Genomic DNA, 16,405 nt, shown 5'->3' with positions numbered 1-16,405 from the left:
CACGTGCATGAACGCCGGATGCGGCCCTGCGTCAGCGCACTGGACGCGGTCCCAGAACCGCGAACACCACGGCAAGGATCTCGTCAGGCGCAAACATCACGTCCTCGTAGCTGAATCGCAGGAGCGTGAATCCTCCAACCACGGTCATGTTGTTCCTCCTCCGATCCCGCCGGAATGCCCGGCGGTCCGAGTGGAAGGCGGCACCGTCGATCTCGATGACGAGGAAGCCTTCGTCTAGGAAGTCAACGCGGCCCACACCTGGCACCATCACCTGGGGCTGTACGTCGAGCCCGGCGCCGCGCAGGAGGAGTCGCGCGACGACCTCGATGGCAGATTCACCCGTCAGGTCCACGGCGGCAAGCGCACGGCCCGCCTTGCCGTTCCTGGTACCGGGAAGACGCGCCTTGAGGAAGGCGTGCACGGTATCTCCCCGGCGTAGGGCGCACTCGACCATCGGCACCGATTCCTCGGCGGGGCGGCATTGCAATACGTGGACGAGCGCGTCGGCAAGACCGACGATCGGAAGCCGAGGGTGCGGTGGGACCGTGGTTCCTCGGTGGTTGATGCAACCGTCTGCTGATCTGAGGATCTGCTCAAGTGCCATGCGACAACGCAATGCCTTCTGCGCGAGCCCGACCGTGGCTTCCGCCCCTATGTCAACAAAGGCCGCGGCCAGAACCCCTCTGGAGGGGTGCCCAACGCGACCCAGTCGTAGTCCGCGACAGCCAGCAGGTGCGGCGTTCTGGCCGGGTTTCCGGCCGGTGGATGCGTGTCTGGGCAGGACACGCCGTGTGAAACCTTCTCTCCAGCCGAAAGCCGTGCACGATCGCTCAGCTCGACCAGGCGTCGGCCTCCCAACCCAGACGCCGGACGACAGGCAGGAGGACTACACGTCCCGGCTCACCACTGCCTGCGCGAAGCTCGCCAGTGCCTGCTTGACCACGCTGTCCGGCAACGGATCCAGAGCGGCGACAGCGTCGTCCGCCCACTGCTGCGCGACGGCCCAGGCCTCCTGTGTCTGGGGGTGGGACCGCACGGCGGCGACGGCCTCGGCAAGCGCCTCGTCGGAGGAGAGGTCCCCGTCCACGAGCGCTATGACGTCCGCTGCGGAGGCATCGCCCGCGGCCGCGGCACGGCGCAGCAGGATGACGGGCAGGGTGGGCACGCCCTCACGCAGGTCGGTGCCGGGAGCCTTGCCCGACTTCACCTTCAGGCCGGTGACGTCGATGACGTCGTCGGCCAGCTGGAAGGCGACGCCGACCTTCTCGCCGTAGGACACCATGATGTCCACGACCTCCGGCGGCGTATCCGCGAAGATCGCACCGAGCTGACCGGAGGCGGCCACGAGGGAGCCCGTCTTGTCGGCGATGACGGAGAGGTAGTGCTCGAGGTCGTCCTGGCCGTCGCGGGGACCGACGGTCTCGTGCAGCTGGCCCAGGCAGAGCCGCTCGAAGGTGCGGGCCTGGATACCAAGGGCCTCCCCGCCGAGCTCGGACACGAGGATGGATGCGCGGGCGAAGATGAGGTCGCCGGTGAGGATCGCGACGGAGTTACCCCAGACCTCGTGGGCGGTAGGAGCGCCACGGCGGTAGGGTGCGGAGTCCATGACGTCGTCGTGGTACAGGGTGGCGAGGTGCGTCAGCTCGACGACGACGGCGGCCTGCACCACCTTGGTGCGGGCCGGGTTGCCGAGGTGCGACGCGAGGATCGTGAGCAGGGGGCGGATACGCTTGCCGCCGGCCTCCACGAGGTGCCGGCTGGTGGCATCGGCGAGCGGATCCGAGTTCGCGATGGCTCCGCGGAGCTGCTTCTCGACCTCCGCGAGGCACGACGAGACGGAGGGTCCCAGGTCCGGGTCCTCGGCGATGAGGGCGAAACCAGGTGGCAGACGCAGGGCATCGGCGCCGTCCGCGATATCCGCCGTGTCCAGCGCGGTGTCTACGCCCACGCTGGTCCACCCGGAGTTGAAGGATTGTGTCACGGTCTAAGACTAACCAAGTGGGGCGGCGCTTTGCGCACGCAGGTGGCCCGTCAGGGACGGCTGGTTGGAGGTCGCCGGAACGAGCGACTCCAGCAGGTGGATGACGCGGTCCTCGAAGCCCCGGCCTCCGGCGTCGGTCAGGTTGGCCAGCATCCGCACCACGAAACGCATGAGCACCGGTACCGGCATGCCGGTGCGGAGCGCCAGCGAGAGGATCGCGGGCTTGCCGATCAGTTGCGCGAAGATGCGCCCCAGCGTGAAGTGGCTGCCCCACTGCTCGCGGACATGGGGTGCGTACCCGGACATGACCTGGTCGCGTCCCAGCGGCGAACCTACGCCCTGCGCCCGCACGATGAACTCGGCCGCGTAGCGTGCGGACTCCATGGCGTAGGAGATGCCCTCGCCGTTGAAGGGCGACACCATGCCGCCTGCGTCGCCCAGCAGAAGCAGGCCCGGGCTGTAGTGCGGCGTCCGGTTGAAGCCCATGGGCAGGGCGGCGCCGCGGATCTCGCCGACCTGGTTCGACGGCGTGAAGCCCCATTCGGGCGGCATGCCGGCCGTCCAGTCGCGCAGCACCTGCTTGTAGTCCAGCTTGCCGAACTCGGCCGACGAATTGAGGATCCCGAGGCCGACGTTGGACGTGCCGTCACCGACGCCGAACACCCAGCCGTAGCCGGGCAGTGGCTTGCCGGTGGCGTCCGGCAGTTCGAGCCAGCCCTCCATCCAGTCGTCATCGGTGCGCGGGCTGGTGAAGTAGGTGCGGACGGCGACGCCGAGGGGCCGGTCGTCGCGCTTCTGCATGCCGAGGCTGACGGCGGTGCGGGTCGAGTTGCCGTCGGCGGCGAGGACGACGTCGGCCGTGAAGGTCCGCGTCTCCCCCGTCTTGCGGCCGTCCGCGTTGAGCAGGTTCACCGTCACCCCGGTGACGCGGCCCGCATCGTCACGCAGCGCGGAGGACACGGAATGGCCCTCGAGGATCGTCGCGCCCGCCGACCGGGCGTGCTGCGCGAGGGCTTCGTCGAATCCCAGGCGCGTACGGACCAGTCCGTAGTCCGGGAAGTCGCTCAGTTCGGGCCAGGGGACCTCGACCGTGCGCTTCCCGGCGATGAGTCGGAGCCCCTTGTTCCGGCGCCAGCCCTCGCTCTCATCGTGCGGAAGGCCGAGCAGCTGGAGTTCGCGCGTCGCGCGGGGAGTCAGCCCGTCGCCGCACACCTTCTCGCGTGGGAAGAAGGTCTTCTCGAGGACGGTGACCTCGATGCCCGCGCTCGCGAGGTAGTACGCAGCGGTGGAGCCGGCGGGGCCGGCGCCGACGATCAGGACGGACATCTAGTCCGCCGCCGACGTGCGTCGCCGCAGGCGGATCTGCCCCGGAAGGAGCGGCTGCTCGCCGGGCGCCGCAGGGGCCTTGACGGCACGGTGCACGGCGACGATTCCGCCGTTGAGGTTCCGGTATGCGACGTCGTTCCAGCCGCTGTCGCTGATCCACGCCGCCAGTTCGTCCTGGTTCGGCCAGGCACGGATGGACTCTGCGAGATACACGTAGGCGTCGGGGTTCGAGCTGACTTTCCGGGCGATCGCCGGGAGAGCACGCATGAGGTACTCGGTGTAGGTGGTGCGCCACAGCGCGACCGTGGGCTGCGAGAACTCGGCGATGACCAGCCGTCCGCCCGGCCTCGTCACGCGCAGCATCTCGGTCAGCGCCTTTTCGGGCTCGTTGACGTTGCGTAGCCCGAAGGAGATGGTGGACGCGTCGAAGGAGTTGTCCGCGAACGGGAGGCTGGTGGCGTCTCCGGCGACGAAGTCGATGTCCGGCCGCCTGCGCTTGCCCACCTTCAGCATGCCGAGCGAGAAATCGCACGCGACGACGTCGACCCCTGCGTCCGCGTACGGCTCGCTCGAGGTGCCCGTGCCGGCCGCGAGGTCCAGCACGCGCTGTCCCGGCTCCGCTCCGACGGCCTCCACCACGATGCGACGCCAGCGACGTGTCTGCCCCATGGACAGGACGTCGTTGACGACGTCGTACTTGGGCGCCACGTCGTCGAACATGGCTGCTACTTCGTCAGGGCGCTTCTCCAGCGATGCACGATTCACCTGCTCATTGTCTCAAACAAAACACGGCGTACCCGACCTACGACAGGACCGGTGCCGCCTCCCCCGCCAGAGTCACGACGGTCATCACCCGGACGTGCCCAACCTCACGGCTCCGGGACAATTCCGCACAGTGCCGCCGAGTACGCTTGAGGAATCATGAGCACTCCGTCCCTCACCGCGCTGACGTCCGCGCCCGGACAGTCCCGCGGGCTCCGCAGCATCACGGTGGCACATGGGGACATGGATCCGCAGTCGGGCCTCCTCGAGTACGTCGTGCGGAACGACGCCCACTCCTGGATCCGCCGCGGTGGCGGCCTCGTAGGATACGGCGAGACCGCGCGGTTCACCGTGACGGGCCCGGACCGCTTCACGCAGGCCCAGGAGTGGTGGCGACGCGAACTGGCAGGCGCCGAAGTGGTCGACGAGCTGCGGGTCCCCGGGTCCGGCCTGATCGCCTTCGGCTCCTTCGCCTTCTCCAAGACCTCCCCGCACGAGTCGCGCCTGATCGTGCCCGAGGTGGTCGTCGGCAGCAGCGAGGGCCGGAGCTGGCTTACCTTCATCACGGACGACGCCGAGGCGGAGCTGAGCGCGGATGCGGCGGAAGCGGCCCTGGCCGCCTACCTGATCGAGCCCGACGCCGACCGGTCCCGCATGCCCGGTGACCGGCTCGGGCCCGGCGTCCTCAGCGAGGACGAGTACAAGCTGGCCGTCGCGGAGGGCGTGAAGCACGTCCAGGCCGGGGAACTGAGCAAGCTCGTGCTCGCCCGCGACGTCGTCGCGCACCTGGAGACGCCCGTCGCCACCGCGCAGGTGCTGCGCGAGCTCGCCGTGCGCTACGAGGACTGCTGGACCTACGCCGTCGACGGCCTGATCGGTTCCACGCCGGAGATGCTCATCAAGGTGGAGGACAACACAGCCCAGGCGCGCGTCCTCGCGGGCACGCTGGACAGGGCCGGTGCGCCCGAGGGTGATCCCGATTACCCGAACCGGGTCCTCGCAGGTTCGGACAAGCAGCTCCATGAGCACCGGATTGCCATCGACTCGCTCACCGAGACCCTGCAGCCGTTCACGAGCTCGATGACCTCGCACAGTGAGCCCTTCGTCCTCCAGCTGCCGAACGTGTGGCATCTCGCCTCGGACGTCACCGCACAGCTGGCGCCGGACGACGACGGCCGGGTTCCGACGTCGTTGGCCCTGGTCCAGGCCCTCCACCCCACCGCGGCCGTCTGCGGTACGCCGACAACGGTCGCAGGCGCCCTCATCCGTGAACTCGAGCATCTCCAGCGCGGACCCTACGCGGGGCCCGTCGGATGGATCGACGCAGCCGGCAACGGCGAGTGGGGAATCGCCCTCCGCGGCGCCGTCGTCGAGACACCGACGCGAGTGCGGTTGTATGCGGGGTGCGGCATCGTGGCGGGGTCCCAGCCGGAAGCCGAGCTGGCCGAGACCTGGACCAAGTTCCGCCCCATGCTCGAGGCCCTCGGTCTACCTCATCGACCCACCCCCTTGGTTACCAATAGGCAATAGCTGTAGCCTGTGATGCACATCTCTCTTTCCTAGCTAGAATCAGCAGGACCCTTTCCTGCTCAACACCGCCCGCCCAAGTGAGGTACCCCATGCTCTCCAAGAAAACTGCAATGCTGGCCGCCGTGGCCGCCGGCGCCCTCGCGCTCAGCGCGTGCGGCGGAGGTTCCGACGACGCCGGTTCCGCCGAGGACAACGGCCTGAACCTCGTGTCGGAGGGGGCGTTGACCGTCTGCTCCGACATCCCCTACCCGCCCTTCGAGTTCGAGGAGAACGGTGAGTACACCGGCTTCGACATGGACCTCATGAGGGAGATCGCCTCGGGCATGGACCTCGAGCTGGCCGTCCAGGACGTCGACTTCAACGGCCTCCAGAGTGGGGCCGTCCTTGCGGCCGGCCAGTGCGACATCGGCGCCAGCGCGGTCACCATCACGGAGGAGCGCCAGGCGAACCTTGCGTTCTCCGACCCGTACTACGACTCGCTGCAGTCCCTTTTGGTACCGACCGACTCGGACATCGCCTCGATCGACGACCTCGCAGGCAAGCAGGTCGGCGTCCAGCAGGGCACCACCGGGGAGACCTACGCCCAGGAGAACGCACCCGAGGCCGAGCTGGTCCAGTTCCCCTCCGACGCCGAGATGTATGCCGCCATCCAGGCCGGGAACGTCGACGCCCTCCTGCAGGATCTCCCGGTCAATATCGGCCACACGGAGGACGGCGCCTTCACGATCGCCGAGGAGTTCAAGACGGACGAGCAGTACGGGTTCATCATGGCGAAGGACGGCAGCGAAGCGCTGGTCGCCGCCGTGAACGAGCAGCTCGCCGCCCTGCGCGACAACGGCACGTACCAGGAAATCTACGACTCCTACTTCGCGGAGTAGCCCCACCCGATCCGCGCGGCCTCGGAAGGAATCTCCGGGGCCGCGCGGGTGCCACCTCCCGAAGGAAGGTAATCCTCCGCGTGAAACGATCGACACGCAGACGCCTGATCCAGGGCGTCCTCTACGCGGTGTTCGCCGCCATAGTCCTCCTGATCATCCTCGCCGCCGACTGGGGCAGGATCCAGACCAACTTCTTCAACCTGGACGTCGCGGCGCAGACCTTCCCCGAGATCGTCACGATCGCGGCGAAGAACACCGTCGTCTACACCGCCATCGCCTTCGTCGGCGGCATGGTGCTCGGTCTCGTGCTGGCACTGATGAAGCTCTCGCCCGTCCTCCCCTACCGCTGGCTGGCGACCGGTTACATCGAACTGTTCCGTGGCCTTCCCGCACTGCTGGTGATCTTCGGATTCGCCTACGCCGTGCCCATCGCCTTCCAGTGGCGCCCGCCGGGCGGCAATGCGGGAGCCGGCCTGATCGGCCTCATCGTCGTCTCCGCCGCCTACATCGCCGAGACGATCCGCGCCGGCATCGAGGCGGTGCCGAAAGGCCAGGTCGAGGCGGCACGATCGCTCGGCATGAATCCCGCGTGGACCATGCTGACGGTCGTCCTGCCCCAGGCCTTCCGCATCATCACGCCTCCGCTCACGAACGAGCTCGTGATCCTCATCAAGGACACGTCGCTCCTGTTCATCGCGGGCATGGCGATCGCCGACCGCGAGCTGACGACGTTCGCGCGCGATGCGCTCACCAGCCAGGCGAACTCGACGCCGCTCGTCGTGGCGGCGCTGATGTACCTGGTGATCACGCTTCCGCTGACCCAGCTGGTCGCGAAGCTCGAACGACACAACAAGAGAGGCCGGTGATCCGGATGTCGCATCCCGCATCGGGTGCCGCGGCACCAGCAGCGGCCGTCCCCGCCATCGAGGTCCGCGCACTGTGCAAGAGCTTCGGCAGCAATGAGGTTCTCAAGGGCATCGACTTCCACGTGGACCAGGGCGAGGTGGTCTGCGTGATCGGCCCGTCGGGCTCCGGCAAGTCCACGCTGCTGCGGTGCGTGAACCGCCTCGAGGAGCCCACCACGGGCACCGTCATGGTCGAGGGCGTCGACATCACCGACAGCGAGACGGATCTCGACGACGTCCGCACGCGCATCGGCATGGTGTTCCAGCAGTTCAACCTCTTCCCGCATCTCACCGTGCTGAAGAACCTGACCCTCGCACAGCAGCGGGCCAAGAAGCGCGGCAAGGCGGAGGCCACGGAGATCGCACGGCGGAACCTCGCCAAGGTGGGCCTCGCCGAGAAGGCCGATGCCTTCCCGGCGCAGCTCTCCGGCGGCCAGCAGCAGCGTGTCGCGATCGCCCGTGCGCTGTCCATGGATCCCGACATGATGCTGTTCGACGAGCCCACCAGCGCGCTCGATCCCGAACTCGTCGGTGACGTGCTCGAAGTCATGAAGCAGTTGGCCAAGGAGGGCATGACCATGATGGTGGTCACGCACGAGATGGGCTTCGCCCGGGAGGTCGGCGATCGCGTGGTCTTCATGGACGGCGGCGTCGTCGTGGAGCAGGGAAAGCCCGAGGACGTCCTCGGGAACCCGCAGCACGAGCGGACGAAGCTGTTCCTCTCGAAGGTGCTCTGACGGGGCTCTAGAGGACCGTCACGTCCGCGACGACCTGCCGGATGCGCGCATGGAGGTCCCGGAGCGTACTGCGGTCCGCCCGGACCTCGAGGATGGAGCGGCCCCTGATGGGGCGCTCCATCGCCGTATCCAGGTCCGAGAGCGTCGTCGCCCGCTCGTAGTGCAGCCCGTACGCCGCCGCGACAGCCGCGAGGTCCACGGTGTGCGGTGTCCCGAACAGGCGCTCCACCGCGGCGCCGTACCGGGCCGTCGTGGTCTCCGCGCCGTGCTCCAGCAGGCCGAAGATCCCGCCGCCGCCGTCGTTGAGCACCACGATCTGCAGGTCCGGCTGCGGCTCGCCGCTACCCAGCAGCAGCCCGCCGACATCGTGCAGGAACGTCAGGTCGCCCAGCAGGACGCGCGTCGGGATGCCGGCCGCGAGGGCCACCCCCGTCGCCGTCGAGATGGTGCCGTCGATTCCCGCCAGGCCTCGGTTCGCGAAGACCTCCAGCGGGTGCCAGTCCGTCGCCGCGACGAGGTCCACATCCCGGATCGGATTCGACGACCCCAGCACGAGATTGCCGTCCGTGTGCTCCCACACCGCGTCCGCCACATGGAGGCCCGTGATGCGCTCCTCGTCGGCGAGGAGCGACTGGATGGCAGCTTCAGCCGCGGCGCCGGCCTCCCGCCAGGACCGCAGCCAGCCGGGCGCGCCGCGGCCGGCGAACGCGAGCAGGTCGGGCAGGTTGTCGATGACGCGCTCGCGTCGACGGCCTTCCTCGAACCAGGCCACGGGCTCCGGCAGGTACAGCGCGTGCTCGACGTCGGATCGTGCGAGCAGTGCCGTCACGGGACGGGACAGCGTGGGCCGCCCGAAGATCACCACGCGGGTGATCACGGGGGCGATGTGCTCGAGCAGTAGCCGGTACGGTGCGATCGCGCTGCTGCCGAAGCGAGCGTTCGACGACGGTTCGGCGAACAGCGGCAGGTCGAGGTGGGCGGCGAAGACGGCTGCGAGCTCACCCGCGCCGTGTCCCGCCACGACGACGGTGGTGCTGCCGGGCGAACGTTCCTCCGCCGCCGTACGCGGCCCGGCGCCCTCCCTCTCGGCGGCCGGCTCCTGCACGGGCCTGCTGCGCGACGCTGCAGACCCGATGCTTCCGTCGGCGGGCACGAGGGGATCGCGGAAGGCCAGATTGAGGTGGACCGGGCCCGGCGGCTGGGGGCTGACGCCTGCGACGGCACGTCCCGTGGCGGCTCGTCCCGTGGCGGCTCGGAGGGCTTCCTCGACGGGCCCGGACGGATCCTCCCCCGCTGCGACGTCGAAGCCTGCGCGGACATGCACACCGAACAGGTCCGGCTGCACTGTGGTCTGGTTGGCCCCGGTACCGCGCAATTCGCTCGGACGGTCGGCCGATACCACGACGAGCGGCACCGCGGCGTGGTTCGCCTCCATCACGGCCGGCAGGAGTTCTCCGACCGCAGTCCCCGACGTGGTCACCACGGCGACCGGGCGATCGGCACCGAGTGCGAGGCCCAGCGCCGTGAAGGCTCCCGCACGCTCGTCGATCCGCACATGCAACCGAACGCGGCCTGCCGCCTCGGCCTCCGCGAGCGCGTACGCGAGCGGCGCGCTGCGGGAACCGGGAGCGATGACGACGTCCGTGATGCCGCCCGCCACCAGGGCCTGGACCGCGCGCGCGGCCGATGAGGCGGAGTCGAGGGGAGCTGGATCGGCTGCAGCTGTTTCAGTCACTGTCCCATCCTCACACCCCGGACACGAACGCACCCCCTCCATCCGAAGGGGGTGCGTCCGATCATCGCTGCGGTAGGGCGCGGACCCGTCCGTCAGGCCCGGTACACCTGTACCACCGAGGGCCGTGGCAGAGCGGCCTGCCCGGGCGCCGGAGTGGCGCCGGCCGGCACGTAGTCGGGGAAGGAGGAGACCTGCGCCGCCCAGGAGCCGTCCTCGCCCGGGTGCTGGACGGCGACGAAGACGGTGCCGTCCTGGTCATGGATGACGGGCCCGCAGGTCTCCGCATCGCGCGGCACCGCGAGGAACTGCTGGACACGCCCCCGCTCGGCTCCTTCGAGGCCCACCTTGAACAGGCCGTCGTTGAAACCGACAGTGCTCGGCTGGCCGTCCGTCGAGATCCACAGGTTGCCCTGGGAGTCGAAGGCGACGTTGTCCGGGCAGGAGATCGGTGAGACCTTGTCCTTCGGGTAGCCACCGAAGTACGTTGCCTGGTTGCGGGCGGGGTCGCCGCAGACGAGGAGCAGGTTCCAGGTGAACCGCGTGCCGGTCGCGTTGCCGCCGGCCTCCGTCAGCTCGACGACGTGGCCGTCGCGGTTCTGGGACCGCGGGTTCGCCTCGTCCGCCGCGGCATTGGAACCGACGCCACGGTTGGTGTTGTTGGTGCAGGCGACATAGACCTTGCCCGTGGCCGGGTTCGGCTCGACGTCCTCACAGCGGTCCATCTTCGTCGGTGCCACCGTGTCGGCGGCGAGGCGCGTGAAGACGGCCACCTGATCCGCCGTCATCCCCGGGACCACGGACTTGTTGTCGATCAGCAGCGGTAGCCACTCGCCGACGCCGTCGAAGGCACCATCGGAGGGAAGGGTGCCGCTGCCGTTGATCTCGGCCACGGAGTTGCCCTGGAACCGTGCGACGTAGAGCGAACCCTCGCTCAGCAGGGTCATGTTGGCCTTGCGCGCGGCGGCGCTCGTGCCGGGCTGGACCTTGTTCCTGGACACGAACTTGTAGAGGTAGTCGAAGCGCTCGTCGTCGCCCATGTACGCGACGACGCGGCCGTCGGATGCGATCGTCACGTTGGCGCCCTCGTGCTTGAAGCGTCCGAGCGCGGAGTGCTTCTTCGGCGTCGAGGTGGGATCGAAGGGGTCGACCTCCACGATGTAGCCGAAGCGGTGCTTCTCGTTCTCGTACCCGGCGTTGCGGGTGTCCCAGCGTGGCTCGTCGATCTCCCAGCCACGGGCGGTCGGCCGGTTGGTGATGCCGTAGCGGCGGTCGCCGTCACTTGTGCCGGTGGCGACGAAGTAGCCGTTGAAGTTCTCCTCGCCGGAGAGGATGGTGCCCCAGGGCGTCGTCCCGCCCGCGCAGTTGCCCAGGGTTCCGAGGATGGTACGGCCCGCGGGATCGTCCTTGGTCTTCAGGAGGTCCGAGCCGGCAGCGGGCCCCGTCACCTCGTAGGGGGTCGTGGTGAGGTAGCGACGGTTCAGCGGAGCTCCCTGCACGTAGGACCACGGCTTGTTCTTGTTCTTGCGCTCGAGTTCGACGACGGACAGCCCGTGCGCGGCCTTGCCGATGCCGCGCACCTCGGCGGCTGCCAAGGTCGGCGGAACCATGATGGTCTCGTTCGTGTACTCGTGGTTCGCGAACAGGACGGCGCGGCGGCCCTTGCTGCCCTCGATCTCGATGATGTCCGTGTAGTCGCAGTTGTAACCGAACTGCAGCGACTGCGCAGCAGCCGTCTGGTTGTTGGGGTCGAAGGCCGGTGAGTTCCGGAAGAGCGGATCGCCCCAGCGGATGACCGGGTTCCAGGCGTAGCCCTGGGGGACGGTCATGGCATCGACCGTGGCATCGACAGGCGCGATGGCATCGAAGGGCAGGTTGCTCTTCAGGTAGCCCTTGCCGGGGGGCGGTGCTGCCTGGGCGGTGCCGGCTCCGACCTGCGTGCCGACGAGCAGCGTCAGTGCACCCGCGGCCCCCACACCGAGTGCGCTGCGCCGGGAGAACTCACTCGAGACGATGTCGCGGAAGTAGTTGTTGCTGCTTGTGTTGCAGACGGCGTCGGAGCACGCATTGTCACACTTGAGCGCACAGGTGACGGCACTGCGCTTGCCCTTCGTGTGGCCGAGCATGGGCAGCAGGCGGCGCGTGGTTTCAGTCATGGGGGTACCTCTTCCGGGGAGAACGGCGTTCGCCACACCACCCTGCCGAGGGCACCTGAACAGCCGTCCGGGCGCCGGTGAACGCACGGTGAACGACGCCCGAACAGCGGATCCGAGCCGGATCTTCCTACCTCGCCTCGAGACCCGCGTCCTCGAACCTGCTCGGGACAGGGCCCTGCAGCGCCCGTGCCAGCTGCTGTTCCCGGGCCGCGCGCACGAAGGCGTCGAACAGGGAGGTCTCCGTCGGATCCTGCTCCGGGTGCCATTGGACACCGATACAGAAGCGGTTGCGAGGGAGTTCGATCGCCTCGACGATCCCGTCCGCGCTCCATGCCGCGGCGTGCAGGCCCGCCCCGAGCTCATCGACCGCCTGATGATGGGAGACGGGCACCGCATCGAGGCGCGTGGCCCCCATCACCTGCGCGACCTGGGACGCGGGACGGAGTTCCACGGGGACCCGGTTGAAGCGGTGGTTCCCGAGCTGGTAGACGCCGTTCCCCCCGAGGTCGGGCAGGTGCTGGTGCAGTGTTCCTCCGAGCGCCACGTTCAGCATCTGCTCCCCCCGGCAGATGCCGAGCAGCGGCAGGTCGATCCGGACGGCCTCGCGCACCACTGCGTGGTCCCAGGCGTCACGTAACCAGTGCGGGCCGTCCGTCTCGGCGTGCGCGCCCGCGCCGTAGCGGGCAGGGTCTATGTCCCAGCCGCCGACGACGATCACGCCGTCGAGTCGCGCGAGCAGTTGTTCCACCACACCGCCATGGGTTCCCTGTGGGGGCAGCAGCACCGGGATCGCGCCGGCGGCGAGCACGGGCGCGAGGTAGTTCTGGGGCAGAAACGCCGCCTCCACCGTGCCGCACCCCTCGGTCACGGCGGGGTCGAGGTAGGACGTCAACCCGACGACCGGGCGAGGGAGGGATTCCGAAATTGTCAAGGGCCTGGTTCCTTTCTTCGACCATTGGCAATACAACCTAGCCCGTCATTGTTGACGCAGTGTTTCCATCGCGTAAGGACGCCGCGCTGCCTTTCCGGGGTGTGTTCCTGCTGCTGGAGGCGGCCACCTCCCTCGCCCCGACCGCGGATGCCGCTGATGCTCCTTGAGCATGCACGTGCGAGAACCTGCTTCGTACCGCGGGGCAGAGGAGCGTCGCGAGACGCTTGGACGCGTCTGTTGCAGAAGACACTAGGTTCTCGAGACGTGCCCCAGCGGTCACGGCGCCATAGTTCGAGCGCGCCGTTGAATTTCTCGATAGACAGTTGTTCGAGAGACGCCCATGAGTTCGGCAATCTCACCCCTGGTGTACTCGCCGCCGTCGACGAGACCGAGTAAGTGCTTGCGCTGATGCTCCGAGAGCTCGGGTTGCTTACCGCGAAGTCGACCCTTGGCTTTTGCGACAGCCATACCCTCCTTCGTGCGCGCGCGGATCAGGTCAGACTCGAACTCGGCCACGATGCCCAGGACGTTGAACAGGAGACGGCCGACAGGATCTGTCGGGTCATAGATGCTGCCACCGAGGCTCAGGGCTACTCCTTTGCGGGTGAGCTCATCGGCGATGTCGCGAGCATCGATCACTGAGCGCGCTAGCCGGTCGAGTTTCGTTACCACCAGGGTGTCGCCCCTGCGGCAGGAAGCCAACGCTTCCCGCAGTCCCGGTCTGGTTCGGTTCGTGCCGGTGAAGCCATGATCGACGTGGATGTTCTCGGCTTCGACTCCAAGAGCCATCAGACCGTCTCGTTGAGCAGTGACGTCCTGGCCGGCGGTTGAGACGCGCGCGTATCCGATCTTCATCGGATCAGTGTTGCAGATAAGGTACCTCGACGTCCGTTTTCACCGTCCGAGCTTTACGCCCCTTCCGCGAATTGACGCCGCCGTCGTGCTTGTCGATTCTCGAAGTCGCCTGCCCGAGCTCCCAATGTTTGCCTGCACAGTTTCGCCGGGGGACCGCTATTTGGCGTGTCGAACGAGCCTGGTTGCGCCGAGCCCGCCCTGTGCGCAGCAGAGGAGGCGTGGCTCGGCGGCAGCTAAATCGGTATACGCTGTGGATGTTGCCGACCGAAGGAATCCCCGTGCCTCCCCACAACGAGCACTTTTCTCAGGAGCACGTTCCCAGCCCGGATAAGCCGACCGTCCCAGAGCTCGAGGTTAGCGAAACCGTCGCGCCGCGTCCGGAGGAAGAGATCGCCGACGTCCTGCGGGCGAAACCAGACGTCGAAGACCACAGCCAGCATCCCGAGTGACGACACTCGGCATCGGGTGCGAAAGTGACCCGAGTCGAGGCGTCGCGTCCCTTCAGTGATATTCCGACCTGGCACGGGCGCTCCCAGCGGCACTGACTTAGCCTCGATCCACCCTTGACGGGTTGGGTCTGCGCCGAGTCACCCATACGTCGTCGGCAGCGGACTGCACGCCCACTGCCCGTAAGACGGTCGGCCTACGGGCGTCTGCCTAGGGTGTGATCGGTGGCGCGATTGCAACGTCGATAGCAGACCCGACTGCATCGCGGTTAGCGTCGGACGGATGAATAAGAAGCAACTGTATGGCTTGGAGCAGCTCCACAAGGCCGGGCGTCTGGATTGTGGAGAGGTAGGCCATCGAAGAGGCAATCGATTCAGTGACGAGGGCATCAACCTGGTCTCCGAGGGCACCCGCGTGTGATCCGTGGGGAGCAACGTAGCTCCCTCCGACCGAAATATCGCCGAGAAGCGCTAGCAGCAGGACGCGAGTTTCGTCCGGGATGTCGCCGGCAGCGACAGCTACGATGAACGGCACTGCATGGGCTGTTGCTTCGTACACCGTGCCTTGATGACAAATGTTCGAGTAAAGCCCGTCGCTGAGTGCCAAAAACGGATCGGTTCGAAGCGCGGCCAATGATTGCGGTACATCCCCTGTGATGGCAGACGACTCGTCATCGTCGCTGCCTAGCCGAACGTGGCCCCTACCGTAGGCGTGCTTCAGCTGACTCCAGTCGACCTGGTCGAGTTCGTCCAGAGCGTCGAAGCCCGTCCCGCTCGGTTGATACAAAGCATCCATACAAGTGAGAGTAACGAGACACGACCACGGCACGAGTCCCTTCCCGGACGGAGGGAAGGGACTCGGTTTCGTGCGTCGCCATGCTGCCGACGTCATCGCGTAATCCTGCCCGCAAGCCGGTCCTCCACTGGGACACCCTCGACCGTTCGAGTCAGATACAGAAAACCTGTGAATCGCAGCGGTAAGTGGCGTTGTTTTCGCAGCAAAAATTGGCGTAGAACAGCGGGGATTTAGCCGACGAGTTGTGAGACGAGACCTTCTACGCGGGCCCGTAGGGCGTCGCGGACCTCCCGGACTCCGTCGATGGTCATCGTTGCGGGATCAGAGATCTGCCAGTCCTCGTACTTCTTACCCGGGTAGATGGGGCAGGTGTCCCCGCAGCCCATGGTGATGACGACGTCGGCTGCCCTGACGACATCGTCGGTGAGTGGCTTGGGGAACTCCTCACCGAGGCTGAGCCCGATCTCGTTCATGGCGGTGACGACGTTCTCGTCGAGGTGCTCAGCCGGCATCGAGCCCGCTGAGCGGACGTTCACGGCGCCCCGGGTGAGGTCCTTGAGGAGAGCTGCAGCCATCTGGGAGCGACCTGCGTTCTGGACGCAGACGAAGAGGACTTCTGGGACACCGCTGGGGCGCTTGCCCTGCGCGTGGGCGAGGGCGTTGAGCCGGTCACGGGCGAAGCGGCGGGTGATGATCGGCAGGTAGGTCTTGATCTTCGCTGTTCGGGCAAGGGCCGCGTAGGACTCGAAAACGTAGCGTTCGACCATGTCGGGTCCGAACACCCCGTCGAAGGTGACGGCGAGTTCCTCGGAGATGCGGTGCAAGACGTGCTCTTGCGTGCCCGTGGGGGCATCGGCGGTCGGTGACGTGCTCATGATCCGGTCCTTCCTGGTGCGCTGACCGGCAGACGGGTCCGCCTACCGGGTTCTACCTCACGTGCGTACGCCGACCCACCGAAGAAGGCGGTGGTCAGTAGTCCGGGTCGCCGGATCGGCCGTGAGCTGTGCCGGTGGGAAAACCGACGGGAATGCCGACGGAGACCAGCTGCGGGGCGGAGCAGCAGCCTCCGGCATCAGCACCACTGGCCTCAACCTGATCACTGGCTTCGACGACGTCACCGGCGTCACTGGTACCGCAGGTGTTACTGCTGTCCGGTGTGCTAGTTCCGCAGGTTGACGCAGCACCGAGGGAGTCAGTTGAGGTCACGGCGGGGGTGTCGCAGGAACCGCCGAGGTCGGTGCTGCAGACCCCTGTCTCGGGCAGTTCCAGCTGGAGCCTGGACGCGGCCTCCGTGTCACCGGCGATCGCGGCTGTCACGGAGCGGACCTGCTCGTACCCGGTGGCGAGCAGAAAGGTAGGTGCTCGCCCGT

The 16,405-nt window shown here is 67.6% G+C and carries 15 protein-coding genes and 1 pseudogene; 5 read left to right on the top strand and 11 right to left on the bottom strand.

Annotated features, from left to right (window positions below; genetic code table 11):
• Positions 1-31: 31 nt before the first annotated feature.
• The 4 genes from CXQ96_RS16090 to CXQ96_RS16075 form a co-directional block, all read right to left on the bottom strand.
• Positions 32-604: a DUF559 domain-containing protein gene (locus CXQ96_RS16090; RefSeq protein WP_104119016.1), complete on the bottom strand. Its 573-nt coding sequence runs from the start codon at positions 602-604 to the stop codon at positions 32-34.
• A gap of 282 nt (positions 605-886) precedes the next feature.
• On the bottom strand, positions 887-1,981 hold the full coding sequence (locus CXQ96_RS16085; protein ID WP_104119015.1) for a polyprenyl synthetase family protein: 1,095 nt from the start codon (positions 1,979-1,981) through the stop codon (positions 887-889).
• 9 nt (positions 1,982-1,990) lie between these two features.
• Entirely contained in the window at positions 1,991-3,307 is a 1,317-nt protein-coding gene (locus tag CXQ96_RS16080) for a geranylgeranyl reductase family protein (protein ID WP_104119014.1), read from the bottom strand.
• The gene (locus tag CXQ96_RS16075; protein WP_104119013.1) at positions 3,308-4,072 is read right to left on the bottom strand and encodes a demethylmenaquinone methyltransferase; all 765 of its coding nucleotides are present in this window, start codon (positions 4,070-4,072) and stop codon (positions 3,308-3,310) included.
• Positions 4,073-4,312: 240 nt separating this feature from the next.
• Here CXQ96_RS16075 and CXQ96_RS16070 point away from each other — a divergent pair, with 240 nt between their 5' ends.
• The 4 genes from CXQ96_RS16070 to CXQ96_RS16055 all read left to right on the top strand — a co-directional run bounded on the left by CXQ96_RS16070 (position 4,313) and on the right by CXQ96_RS16055 (position 8,119).
• Positions 4,313-5,599 carry an isochorismate synthase MenF gene (locus tag CXQ96_RS16070; protein WP_258059161.1) on the top strand — a complete coding sequence of 429 codons (1,287 nt, stop codon included), beginning with the start codon at positions 4,313-4,315 and terminating at the stop codon, positions 5,597-5,599.
• Between the two features lie 89 nt (positions 5,600-5,688).
• Entirely contained in the window at positions 5,689-6,477 is a 789-nt protein-coding gene (locus tag CXQ96_RS16065; protein ID WP_104119011.1) for a transporter substrate-binding domain-containing protein, read from the top strand.
• Between the two features lie 80 nt (positions 6,478-6,557).
• Positions 6,558-7,343 (top strand): amino acid ABC transporter permease, encoded by a 786-nt coding sequence (locus tag CXQ96_RS16060; protein ID WP_104119010.1) that lies wholly within the window; start codon positions 6,558-6,560, stop codon positions 7,341-7,343.
• 5 nt (positions 7,344-7,348) lie between these two features.
• Positions 7,349-8,119, top strand: a complete 771-nt coding sequence (locus tag CXQ96_RS16055) for an amino acid ABC transporter ATP-binding protein (RefSeq protein WP_104119036.1) — start codon at positions 7,349-7,351, stop codon at positions 8,117-8,119.
• 7 nt (positions 8,120-8,126) lie between these two features.
• Here CXQ96_RS16055 and menD read toward each other — a convergent pair whose 3' ends face one another.
• The 4 genes from menD to CXQ96_RS16035 form a co-directional block, all read right to left on the bottom strand.
• Positions 8,127-9,854 (bottom strand): 2-succinyl-5-enolpyruvyl-6-hydroxy-3-cyclohexene-1-carboxylic-acid synthase, encoded by a 1,728-nt coding sequence (gene menD, locus CXQ96_RS16050; RefSeq protein ID WP_258059160.1) that lies wholly within the window; start codon positions 9,852-9,854, stop codon positions 8,127-8,129.
• A 92-nt stretch (positions 9,855-9,946) separates the two neighbouring features.
• A complete protein-coding gene (locus tag CXQ96_RS16045) occupies positions 9,947-12,007 on the bottom strand; it encodes a PhoX family phosphatase (RefSeq protein WP_104119008.1) in 2,061 nt (686 codons plus the stop codon).
• A gap of 127 nt (positions 12,008-12,134) precedes the next feature.
• Positions 12,135-12,938 (bottom strand): gamma-glutamyl-gamma-aminobutyrate hydrolase family protein, encoded by an 804-nt coding sequence (locus tag CXQ96_RS16040; RefSeq protein WP_104119007.1) that lies wholly within the window; start codon positions 12,936-12,938, stop codon positions 12,135-12,137.
• Between the two features lie 276 nt (positions 12,939-13,214).
• Positions 13,215-13,793: a recombinase family protein gene (locus tag CXQ96_RS16035; RefSeq protein ID WP_104119006.1), complete on the bottom strand. Its 579-nt coding sequence runs from the start codon at positions 13,791-13,793 to the stop codon at positions 13,215-13,217.
• 278 nt (positions 13,794-14,071) lie between these two features.
• Here CXQ96_RS16035 and CXQ96_RS18510 point away from each other — a divergent pair, with 278 nt between their 5' ends.
• A complete protein-coding gene (locus CXQ96_RS18510) occupies positions 14,072-14,242 on the top strand; it encodes a hypothetical protein (RefSeq protein WP_181036513.1) in 171 nt (56 codons plus the stop codon).
• A gap of 208 nt (positions 14,243-14,450) precedes the next feature.
• On the opposite strand, the gene CXQ96_RS16030 is transcribed toward CXQ96_RS18510, so the two are convergent.
• The 3 genes and pseudogenes from CXQ96_RS16030 to CXQ96_RS18965 form a co-directional block, all read right to left on the bottom strand.
• Positions 14,451-15,035 carry a hypothetical protein gene (locus tag CXQ96_RS16030; protein ID WP_146070917.1) on the bottom strand — a complete coding sequence of 195 codons (585 nt, stop codon included), beginning with the start codon at positions 15,033-15,035 and terminating at the stop codon, positions 14,451-14,453.
• A gap of 230 nt (positions 15,036-15,265) precedes the next feature.
• Entirely contained in the window at positions 15,266-15,910 is a 645-nt protein-coding gene (locus CXQ96_RS16025) for a low molecular weight phosphatase family protein (protein WP_104119004.1), read from the bottom strand.
• A gap of 94 nt (positions 15,911-16,004) precedes the next feature.
• Positions 16,005-16,405, bottom strand: a pseudogene (locus CXQ96_RS18965) (hypothetical protein); the annotation flags it as partial.

Source organism: Arthrobacter sp. B1805 (genome assembly GCF_002929745.1).
Lineage (GTDB): Bacteria > Actinomycetota > Actinomycetes > Actinomycetales > Micrococcaceae > Arthrobacter_D.
This window is presented reverse-complemented; position numbering and strand designations above follow the sequence as displayed.